Below are 10,181 nucleotides of genomic sequence, written 5' to 3'. Positions count from 1 at the left end.
TAATAAAACTTGCGGTATTTCTAAATTTTTAGTGACCACATTTGGATATGTGGACTCTGTTTTTTATTGCCAATTACTAGATATAGAATTTAAAAAGTTAACAGAAAAATCCTTGGAACTTCCGTTACAAGGCATAATTAATGAATGCAATCGGGCATTATAAATTTTCGTAAAACCGCCCGATTGCCTATGAGGCCGCACTCAAAATTATTAAATACAGCACTAAATATTCCTATTGTGGCCGCCTTGGCTTAGAGGCATAGCGATTCCTTGGTAAGGAATAGGTCCCGGGTTCAATTCCCGGAGGCGGCTTTAATCCATATCCTTTCCTAATTTCTCTGGCAGATATGTTTCAGCCGCATTTCCCTGTAAAGCAATTGATTAATACTCGTGAAAGTAGGCTTGGGATATCGATATCGTAATGATATGTTATACATCCATGCCGTCATCCGCCAATACAAGCACATATTTTATCTTATATACATCTTCAACCAATTCAAGAGTTAACTTATATTTTCCTCCGCCTTTAATTACAAAACCCTGCTCCGGGCCGTTAATCACCCATCTCCCGCCTTCTTCCATCCCCTCCCGAAATTTAATGTTGTCATCCAACCAAATAACTTTCTTGCTCATCCCTTTTATTTTGTAAAAAATGCAGGAACCATTATCGGTCAATCCGCTTTCTAAATTGCCGTTATTGTGCGGATCGGGGTCTATACCTAAACCAAAATAAACAAGCTTATTTGGAAAATTAAATGTTATTCCTCTCGTATGGCTAATGGTATCCTGCGGGTTATTAACATCCCGAGCATCACCGCTTGCCACCATTGTTGAAATACTTATTATTAACTTATCACATTCCCGTTCAACCTGTTTTTCTGCTGATATTTTCATGGCATTTTGAAGCCCTATAAACGCCAGTGCAACTATAGCCGCTCCCACAATTATACTTACCACCACACGCATCGGGATAAAGGTTGCGCCTCTATTATCCATTTTTATTTCACTTTCTTTTTCTGAAAATACTCGCCATTCCAACAGCAATAAGGAGTGAAGTTAATAATTCAATTCCTGCAAATCCAGGGATACTCCCATCCCTATCCCCATTAGCGCTATTGCCGTTATTATTTCCATTATTGCCGCCCTGCCATTCTTCTGGTGAAATATAGGCAGCGATGATGGTGAAATCAACGAATTTATCATCTTCCATGGTGCTGAATTGTGCACGAATATTTAGGGCAGCATTCCCTTCTGTCCAATTCCCTGTGGGTCTAATTGTCCATTCATACGTTTTTGACCAACCTGCTTGAATATTTTCTAATAATATAGTTTTTCCACGCAGTCCGATACTGCTCGGTCCCTCAATCACCTCATACGCTTCAGTAGTGCCCACTCTTTCTAACCAAATATCCAACCAAGGTACATCTACTTTTGTAGTAACCTTTACCTTCACCTGAAAAGGTTCATGAACTTTCAAAGTTTCATGAACGGTAGCATTCTGCCATTCTCCCCATTCTCCATTTTCGTTCAAAGTTCGTGCCCATGCTTTAACCTTGCCGTATTCACATTCACCTGCATTAGCTACTGGTATTATTGTCATTGCTAACATCAAGGTCGTCATTCCCAAACATACTACTTTCCTTTTCATGTTTCCACCTTTTTATTTTAAGTTTAACTACCTACGTTATTAGCTTCATCAATCCCACCAGATAAATCACCAATTGGTAATTTTCCAGGAGGAACAATTCCCAAACTCATAGTGTCAAATTCAAAATTCAATCTTTCGCAAATTCCAATTTCTTGCTTATAGCATACCTTATCTTTAACTTTGCTTTCCTCTCTGTTATATATCTGTCCAGTATGCCCAAACAACGGATCTGCATGTGTTTCATCACTGCTGTCCAGCACTTTAAAAGTATCCCAGTGCCCGTCAACGTGAATATACCACGAATTTATTGTAACAATCCAGGGGGTTACTGGGGTAGGGAGCAAAGGCAGTCCTGTAGGGCCAAAGAGACAGAGATTTTTTATATTGAATTGCCAGCCTTCTTCTTCAGATGGAGGGTTATTGAAATCGAAATAGTTGGGTTTTGAACTTATAGTTAAAGTTATGTTCTCACTCCACTCATTTTCTTTGTTCAATTTCATCTGGCTGCCAAATTGAATATCGCCGAGATTTGCAACAGAATCCTTATACTTATCTGTTGTATTCTTATAATCTTGATAGCTATTAAAATTTCCAGTATCGTGGCTTTCGAGTTGATTATCAATTTCATTAACTGCTTTATCTACATGAGATGTACTCAGTTTTTTCTCTATTTCATCCACAAACCATCTTCGCATATCTAAAATAACTTTGGCAGCAGCACTTTTATATTCAGTTATATCCATATAATAATCGCTGTTTATATAGCGTGGCTCATTTCGCCGAAATTCATCCAATAGCATTTCTCTCTCTTCTTCCATTATACTCAAATTCCTAACTGTATTCCCCTCTGAATAAAATCTATCAGATATGTTGCTGTATTCCCCTCTATCTGATTTAATCATCTCGGTTATGTTGTAAAGAGCAGCTACAGCTTCTCCCATTTTTCCTTGTTGCCCCAGAATCCAACTTATTCTATTATATCCTGTGATATCGCTGTCTGCTGTATTATTATTCCAAGTTACAGAATCAAGAATTTTATTTTCCCCTCTACCAGTATCTTCAGTCGTATCTGTATATCGGTCCCTCAAGGGGGTAAAATAATTATCCACATATTTTTGTAACAAAAACTCCAAGTTGTCATCGGTGTGTTGTTCATGAGGTGGTATCCCAAAAACCGATTTATGATGAAATATGCCCTGTATATGCTCGGGGTAATCGGAAACAGTTAAACTAAAGGTAGCCCTTTCAGTGTAGTAGTGGGTAACGGCATGTGGTATCCAGTCACACACTATTATCGTATCGTTGCCCACTTGTTCTGTATGGCACTCTTTGTGTTCCCATTTTTCCTCTCTTTCCCATTTGAGTATCCAATCTTCTTTATAGTATGGAATGGAGGGGGGTAGTTCACCATTCCGAAGGATATTCCCATCGGAAGTGCTACTGACCAAATCCCAACTTCCATTATCAGTATGTCCTCTCCATTCACCGGAAAAAGAGTTTGAATATGACTCTCCAATTTTTGTTTTGGTCATGTTGGTTACAAAACTGGCTTTGTATGTATTGTGGATTTCCTTTGAAATATTTTGGAGAACTGCAGAATTTATCTGGGATGAATAATTTCTCACAAAGCTTTGTTTTATGGATGCAATATTTTCGTCAGGATCTCCATCTTCAGTTGAAAGGTGGTATTTATACCCATTTTTAGTAAAACTATATCCCATCCACTGTTCCTCTAACAAAAGATTAGAGTCGGCAGTATTATTGTAATAGTAATAGGTGGTAACTGATTCGTTTAGTATATCTCTTGACAAGTGCCATATCGAAACATTTCCTTTTGCAAGCTGCTGGCTTCCTATTAACTTATTCAATTCGCTTTTTGCTTCGTTATCTGTCTTATTTCCAAACGTTTTGAATATATTCTCCCTGTCATTTATCGGGAGAGAAACCATGCTAAGAATTTTATCTTTAATAAGGTCTTCCGTTCCGTCTTTCACATATTTATCTGCATCTGCAATGTTGCTTTTAGATATGAGATCGTTAATATTTATTGCAAGATATACGAGTGTCATTGGATCAATGCTGTTGAAAACGAGATACTGTATTCCAATTAGCCCAGCATTGGTCAAGTATTGTAGCCATCTGTTATCAACAATATTGGCAACCCAATCATATTTGCCCGCATATTGAAGAAGTGACCTTACTTCAGTATATCCTTCACCGATTACGGTGACAAGCCCCGTTAATGGCGAAATTCCATTAATACTGCTTTGGTATGTCTCGGTCAGCCCCATTAACAGGGATAGTCTCGATGGAATTAGACAACTAACATTTATTGTTTTTATCCAGCTTTTACCAGAGGATAAATCACATATTTCTATTTTGAAATTTTTTATGGATGCTTTCAAATAGGTTGGATACATATTGCTATTTTCAGAAATCAAGGCGTTAACATGCGCTGACCTGTTTAATTTCATCTCAATATCCTCGAATTTTATATCTCTCCAATCATCAATAGCACCATTATTTTCTGAATCGAAAATGTTGATAGCATACCCTTTATCTTGGTGGATATTGTGCCTAAATGTTGCATTAAGATAACTATTAAAGTGCACTCTTGCCATATTCCGGGCCCAATTTTTGTTGAATTTAACAACCTCTGGGTAAGTATCTATTTTATTATCTTTCAAATCCGTTGGGTCATAGTATCCATTTTCATTAAAATCTGCGTAATCTTTGGCTGCCTGAGTTGATAAATCAGAATATGTAACTGGCAATTCTCCTACCTTTTGAAGTGCTTCTAGACAGCTATAGCATAGCACTCTGGCAATATCACTTTCCGCATATTCCACTAAATATCCCACTGAGCCGTACTCAAGCGGTATGGTGATTTCTTGTGAATACTTTCTTTCCAAATTTGTTATAACACCTGAGGTTACAGTACTTCCTACGAGTAGAAATATACCAAGAACAGCAAAAGGCACACGCCCTCTCTTATCATTCAAAAAACTCATCTTATCATACCTCCCATATCGATAATGACATTTTCGCTCTACAAAAATTGATTTGTTGGAAAAGCCAATTAAGTATATCTGCTCCAATATCTGTTATATCCTCAAAACGGTTGATAACACCTTTTACCATCGCCTGAATCTCATTGTCCAATACCTCATCTATAAAATCTCTAGATTTTTCTTTAATACGCGCTTTGACATCATCTAACATATCACCGATATGTTCTTTTACACTTATGGTATCTGATATGCTGGCTAAACTGACTTTAATAGCATCGTATACAGAAACATCGAAGTATTCATTTATGCTCTTGGCGATAACATTGCTTGCCATATCAAGCGCTTCATCAAAAGCATTTTCTATTGTATCCTGTATTTTGCTAAATATATAATCGATGACGATGCCGACCAAACTTTCCATTTCAAAAGGACCATTAAAATTTCCATCCTGGTTGTAATCAAAACCTTCCCAAATTGTTTTGTTAACCAGATCCAATAACTCTTTTTCAAGTAACCCGCTAAACTCTTCTTTAGTTATAATCCTGCTTTTACAATCACGAAAATCATCGTCGATATTCAATTCCTCCAAGATGTAGTGTTTAAATTTTTCTACAGAAAAACCAATACCTGTTGTAAACAGGGAAGGGGGCATTGTTACATATGCCGTGGCAGTATGAATGTCAGCATTCAAAGGTATCGGGCATCCTGCCGATATATCCCCACCAAAATCAAATCCAACAACAGGGTTCCATACAACAGTGAAGTTATACTTATATCTGTTACTGAGTTGTTCATCAAGAAAGCTTTCCAACTCTGCTTTTAATACCTCTGTGAAATTGTATGTAATAACATTTAGTCGATGTCCTGAAAACTTGAATTGGCATGCTACACACTCTGTGCATAAATCAGCATAAGTGCGATGAAGTTGTTCTCTCTTTAATAAGCCATCTATTACTGGCTTAAGCAACCCTTCATTAGTATCTGCGCCTAAACTACTCAATACAGTTTCTGCATTTAGATGTGCAGATTCATCTACTGTGCATATCATCAATTGGTACAAAACTTCTTTCGCCTTTTCTTCATTTTCTTTTTCTATGTATGCCTTCTGAGGTATATCACTCACTAAGGCGGGCATCAGTATTGCCCCCGATAATGAGACTGTCACACAAAAAAGTACAGCATCCTGCATAACGGATATGCCCCGTCTGTCATTTGCCAATCTTTTTAATATTTCCTTCATTCCATCAGATCCTCCATACTATAACAGTAAACTCCCCTGGCACGGTTTGCGCCTCGTTAAGATAAACAGCCACTTTTTTTGACGCAGCAACCATATTCTCTCCAGAATAGGTGAAGACATCTAAATTCTCAGAGCCTTTATCCCACTCTACCTCTACTTTATATTCCCATCCAGGAAAATTACACTTCTCCCTCAACACCCTCCCCAGGTTATCTCGATTTGAGCCCATCACATGGGCATCTATGAGTCCTCCTGTTCTTATTACTCCTCCCTCTTTTAAGGGGCTGCTGGTGCTTGTCACCTTTTCCAGTACAAAATTTGCCACTTCATATTTGTCTGCTCTCTCAATTCTTTCATTATATGAATAATAAACCCCTGCAATTAAAGCAAAAAAGAGAGCAAAGCCTATCATAACTATTATTAATGCAGGCAGAGAGGTAAATTCCTCCGAAATCCCTCTTTTATCTTTGATAAATGACATCTTTATCCCCCCTTTTGATGAATAATTACAATGCCATATCTTTCCAGATTTCCATCTTTCTCAAAATAAATAAATGTTTTTTCAATAAATACTGGTTCATCCTCGTTTTCTAGATGAAGGGGTTCATTAGCCAGTTTGGTAGCAGTATCTGACAGTTCATCTTTCAAATAGGTGGTGATTTCATTCTTTTGATCGATTGGGAATGGGTCATCAGCATATCCAGAGTGGCCGGATACATCATTTAAATGTATATCCTTCAAAAAGTTGTGTAACTCTTCGCTGTTATTCCACCTCCAATTTCGTTCTATTGGGCGGACATAAGGTTTAATTAATAGTGTTTTTCTCCCGATTATTTTATCAGTAGTCGTGCCATCTTCTCGAACGATAGTGATATAATCTGTGGATATAAGTACCTCATAACGATAATTTTTCTGCGGAAACAAATACGTGGTTTGCCCTGGAAATTCTTTTAAATCCATTGATTCAACGGCTGTTGCAAAATGTGATGCAATATTTTTTGCCTCTGCCTCCTTCTGCCAGTCGTTGTAAAAAGTTAAACTTGCAATCGCTCCTATCAGCACTCCTGTTGCCAATAAAAGCCCGATCTGGCTGAGTAACAATGATATAGCGCCCCTATTATCTTTAAGTAGGGGTAATCTTGACATATTTACCTCCATTATTAGTTTCCAATTCAAGAGTTACACTCCCTATTCCCTCATATAGCACAGCAACGCCGAAGTTTACATTCTTTGAGTAAAAACTTTTATTCTGCCCCCAATCCATGATGACATAATATCGATTAGCATTATCTAGGTTGGAAGAACCAAATACAACCTTTCTCATTCCTGATGGGAATTTAACGTCAACAGTCTGTGCGGTGCCTTTATCTGCAGTATTGTACATCAACTCTGCTTCCTTTACAATTTTATCGGCCTCTCTTATCGCCTCTTTAACTTGCATATCCTTATAGAGTTGATAGCCTGCAAAACTCATAAGTGCTATCGCAATCCCTGCAACAATTAAGGCAACCATATACTGAACTGGCAACCCGAATACGCCTTTTTCATCCTTCCATATTTTTTCTTCTTTCATTTTCTGGAAATATTTATCACATAAGTTTTTAGGGCCACAGCGGATACGAGTATAAGGCCGGCAGACATAACGAAAATGGGTGAGGCCACCAAATCTTTATATCCCTCAAAAAGCAGAGCTGCTATTATAAAGGCCAAAATCCCTCCGACAATCCCTGTTATTTCTATGGGAACTTCTATTTTTCCGACTTTTACCGTCGCTTTTCTTTTTTCCAGTTTTTCCATCCTCCTTTCAAGATCTGCTATTTCTTTCGTATTTATTTGTCCGCCAGTTATGTCACTCTTTTTCACTCCAGATTTTATCGATATTACAGTAGGGTTTTTCCCATCCTTATTTTTACTGTCGTTATCCCTTTCTAATCTATTTTTCTCCAATATTTTAAATTTAAGCAGTTCCTCTCTAATCGTTTTTATTTCATCATTTACTTTTTTGGATATGTTTTGTATTTCATTCTCCAATGATTCTGAATAATTTTCCCTTGTGCTCTTTCCCATTTTTGGTTGTATAAATTTTTCTCCTGATAATCTCCGTTCTATAGCATCCAATCTTTTGTCGAGGCTGTTGATATTCTGTTCCATTCTTCTTATCCAACCCCCCAATTCACCCTTATCTATTTCTTTTGCATCCTTTGTTTCTTCTGCCTTTTTACCAAATTTTATTGGCATATTTACCCCACAACAACTTTTATAGCATCGTCTTGCTCAAAGTCTTTATAACATCCACTTGCCTTCACTTTTATATCGAGGTATCCCTCATTCCTATACGGTGACAATGCAGGATTGATATTAAGTTGCGTTCTGCCGTTACTTCCTGTTTTATTTGAATCGGCAGTTTCTAAGCCCGTAATAGTGACTATAGCGTTTTTAATAGGTTTTCCATCCTTGTCGTTTACTGTTATCTCTATCACCCTGTTTCCCTCCTCCACCACATCTTTATCCCAACTTACTTGAAGTTCCTCAGGATTCCAGCAGTTCGTTGTCATATAGTAAACTATGGCCCCTAACACTGCTCCTCCAATTATAAGGGTGGCCACCATCCGCATTGGTAGGCCGAGAACTCCTCTCCTATCTATTTTAAAAGGAGACTTTCTTAATTTTTTCTTGGAATTAAAATCGTGGGAGAACATCCTCACACTCGCTGAAGCTGTAGTCCTTCTTCATCTATTTCATCGTAATATCCACTCTTTGTAACTTTGACCTTTAAATATACTGTATCTTGGTTAGCGGGCAATGTGCACCCATCAACTATAACATTTGCAACACCGGTGCCATCTGTTGTGCCTGCACCAGCACCTCCTGCGCCAGTTATAGTCACCTTTGCCCCATCTATTGCTTTGCCGTCTGTATCAGTAATATTTATGCGGGCTGTAAAACTTATGCCGGGAACTTCCTCACTTCCTGTTGCGCTCACTTTCACCAAGAAACCAGGAGTTGTTGTTCCTCCATAATCTGTTTCCCAATAGTCTATTTCCATATGTCCTTTTGTTTTGGGTATCATCGTTATTATCGCCGCCAATACTACGCCTGCAATCACTACAATTATAATCAGTCTCATCGGTAATCCCTCAATTCCCCTTTTATCTTTAAACACGCCTTTTATATTCATCATTTCCTCCATTGGTATATAAATATTTTGTATTTAAATTTTTTCACTGTAAGTAACTGGTCAGTGGTCTGAAGCAAAACATCTGTCCGTAAGATAAGGCTCAACATACTTCAAAGAAACAAAAATCGTTGCTTTAAGGAGAGAGCTTCACATGGCTGACCTATATCCACTGTAATATAAAGTATAGATTTTTCTAAGATAATGACTGTACCCAAAATATTTAGATACAGCCTTGTTGTTGTATTGTGCCCACAACAACAAATAGTGTATCAAGGCAATTCCAGGCATAATAGTTGTTTTACATACCTATGGTAAAGACATGAAATTTAATCCTCATTTGCATTGTTTGGTTACTGAGGGGGGATTTAAAGATAACGGTACGTGGGTTGACATGAACTACTTTCCATACAGGATGTTGAAAAAGTCTTGGCAGTATCAGCTACTTACCAATTTGAAGGAGGAATTAGAGGATACTCTCGAAAACAGGAAACTTATTGATTTCTTATTTCGGGAATACCCTGAAGGTTTCTATGTAAGAGCAAAGGATACCATAAAAAACAGGAAAGGAATGATAAAGTACATTGGAAGATATATAAGGCGTCCAGCTGTAGCGGAGAGTAGAATTGCCTCCTATGATGGTCAGGGGGTAGTGTTTTGGTATGAAGATGATGATGGGGTTAAGCATTACGTGATGATGAATGTGGAAGAGTTTATTCATGCAGTGATAGATCACATCCCAGAGAAACAGTTCAAAACTATACGACATTATGGCGTTTACAGTAGGGGAATTAAGAGAAAGTTCAAGAAGCTACTGGGCATGGTAAGTATAGCTCAACAGAAACTCACTAAGTTCTTAGGAATGTGGTCACCTCTTTGTCCAAATTGTGGTAAAAGGATGAAATATGTATTGTCTAGGAAGGGAAAACCACCCCTGAGTTGGATTTTAGTGAGGGAATAAGCGACTGGGACTACATTTCAGCGGAAGTTCCAGAAAAAAATTTGATGTGGAAAGCTCAAAAAACTCCAGAATTAAGGAGGCGGTCGCTATTTTTTTCTCTTAAGATTCAATTTTTTTCTAGTGGCTACTTTTATGCCACGATGTGG

11 protein-coding genes and 1 tRNA gene are annotated in these 10,181 nt (G+C 37.8%); 2 read left to right on the top strand and 10 right to left on the bottom strand.

Translation table 11 applies throughout. The features are described 5' to 3' along the window. Positions 1-240 precede the first annotated feature (240 nt). Positions 241-312, top strand: a tRNA-Thr gene (locus tag U9O96_02825). 117 nt (positions 313-429) lie between these two features. Here the strand turns inward: U9O96_02825 and U9O96_02820 are convergent. The 10 genes from U9O96_02820 to U9O96_02775 form a co-directional block, all read right to left on the bottom strand. After that, the gene (locus tag U9O96_02820) at positions 430-996 is read right to left on the bottom strand and encodes a hypothetical protein (protein MEA2054040.1); all 567 of its coding nucleotides are present in this window, start codon (positions 994-996) and stop codon (positions 430-432) included. A gap of 7 nt (positions 997-1,003) precedes the next feature. Next, positions 1,004-1,648, bottom strand: coding sequence for a sarcinarray family MAST domain-containing protein (locus tag U9O96_02815; GenBank protein MEA2054039.1), 645 nt, complete (start codon positions 1,646-1,648; stop codon positions 1,004-1,006). A 23-nt stretch (positions 1,649-1,671) separates the two neighbouring features. Then, on the bottom strand, positions 1,672-4,659 hold the full coding sequence (locus U9O96_02810) for a hypothetical protein (protein ID MEA2054038.1): 2,988 nt from the start codon (positions 4,657-4,659) through the stop codon (positions 1,672-1,674). A gap of 4 nt (positions 4,660-4,663) precedes the next feature. Further along, positions 4,664-5,899, bottom strand: coding sequence for a hypothetical protein (locus U9O96_02805; GenBank protein ID MEA2054037.1), 1,236 nt, complete (start codon positions 5,897-5,899; stop codon positions 4,664-4,666). Positions 5,900-5,903: 4 nt separating this feature from the next. Beyond that, positions 5,904-6,380, bottom strand: coding sequence for a hypothetical protein (locus U9O96_02800; GenBank protein ID MEA2054036.1), 477 nt, complete (start codon positions 6,378-6,380; stop codon positions 5,904-5,906). A 2-nt stretch (positions 6,381-6,382) separates the two neighbouring features. After that, positions 6,383-7,045: a hypothetical protein gene (locus tag U9O96_02795; protein MEA2054035.1), complete on the bottom strand. Its 663-nt coding sequence runs from the start codon at positions 7,043-7,045 to the stop codon at positions 6,383-6,385. Continuing rightward, positions 7,023-7,472 (bottom strand): hypothetical protein, encoded by a 450-nt coding sequence (locus U9O96_02790; GenBank protein MEA2054034.1) that lies wholly within the window; start codon positions 7,470-7,472, stop codon positions 7,023-7,025. Before U9O96_02790 ends, U9O96_02795 begins: the two co-directional genes overlap by 23 nt. After that, the gene (locus U9O96_02785) at positions 7,469-8,137 is read right to left on the bottom strand and encodes a hypothetical protein (protein ID MEA2054033.1); all 669 of its coding nucleotides are present in this window, start codon (positions 8,135-8,137) and stop codon (positions 7,469-7,471) included. Before U9O96_02785 ends, U9O96_02790 begins: the two co-directional genes overlap by 4 nt. Positions 8,138-8,139: 2 nt before the next feature. Continuing rightward, a complete protein-coding gene (locus U9O96_02780) occupies positions 8,140-8,514 on the bottom strand; it encodes a hypothetical protein (protein MEA2054032.1) in 375 nt (124 codons plus the stop codon). A gap of 86 nt (positions 8,515-8,600) precedes the next feature. Beyond that, positions 8,601-9,080, bottom strand: a complete 480-nt coding sequence (locus tag U9O96_02775; protein MEA2054031.1) for a hypothetical protein — start codon at positions 9,078-9,080, stop codon at positions 8,601-8,603. A gap of 265 nt (positions 9,081-9,345) precedes the next feature. Here U9O96_02775 and U9O96_02770 point away from each other — a divergent pair, with 265 nt between their 5' ends. Continuing rightward, positions 9,346-10,035, top strand: a complete 690-nt coding sequence (locus U9O96_02770) for a transposase (GenBank protein MEA2054030.1) — start codon at positions 9,346-9,348, stop codon at positions 10,033-10,035. The last annotated feature ends 146 nt before the right edge of the window (positions 10,036-10,181 follow it).

This window comes from Candidatus Thermoplasmatota archaeon, from assembly GCA_034660695.1.
Lineage (GTDB): Archaea > Thermoplasmatota > E2 > UBA202 > DSCA01 > JAYEJS01.
This window is presented reverse-complemented; position numbering and strand designations above follow the sequence as displayed.

Bases quoted from the DNA above. Each gene is read 5' to 3' on its own strand.
- U9O96_02785 (MEA2054033.1), bottom strand. From the start codon at position 8,137: ATGCCAATAAAATTTGGTAAAAAGGCAGAAGAAACAAAGGATGCAAAA.
- U9O96_02800 (MEA2054036.1), bottom strand. From the start codon at position 6,380: ATGTCATTTATCAAAGATAAAAGAGGGATTTCGGAGGAATTTACCTCT.
- U9O96_02775 (MEA2054031.1), bottom strand. From the start codon at position 9,080: ATGATGAATATAAAAGGCGTGTTTAAAGATAAAAGGGGAATTGAGGGA.
- U9O96_02815 (MEA2054039.1), bottom strand. From the start codon at position 1,648: ATGAAAAGGAAAGTAGTATGTTTGGGAATGACGACCTTGATGTTAGCA.
- U9O96_02820 (MEA2054040.1), bottom strand. From the start codon at position 996: ATGGATAATAGAGGCGCAACCTTTATCCCGATGCGTGTGGTGGTAAGT.
- U9O96_02805 (MEA2054037.1), bottom strand. From the start codon at position 5,899: ATGAAGGAAATATTAAAAAGATTGGCAAATGACAGACGGGGCATATCC.
- U9O96_02790 (MEA2054034.1), bottom strand. From the start codon at position 7,472: ATGAAAGAAGAAAAAATATGGAAGGATGAAAAAGGCGTATTCGGGTTG.
- U9O96_02810 (MEA2054038.1), bottom strand. From the start codon at position 4,659: ATGAGTTTTTTGAATGATAAGAGAGGGCGTGTGCCTTTTGCTGTTCTT.
- U9O96_02780 (MEA2054032.1), bottom strand. From the start codon at position 8,514: ATGCGGATGGTGGCCACCCTTATAATTGGAGGAGCAGTGTTAGGGGCC.
- U9O96_02795 (MEA2054035.1), bottom strand. From the start codon at position 7,045: ATGTCAAGATTACCCCTACTTAAAGATAATAGGGGCGCTATATCATTG.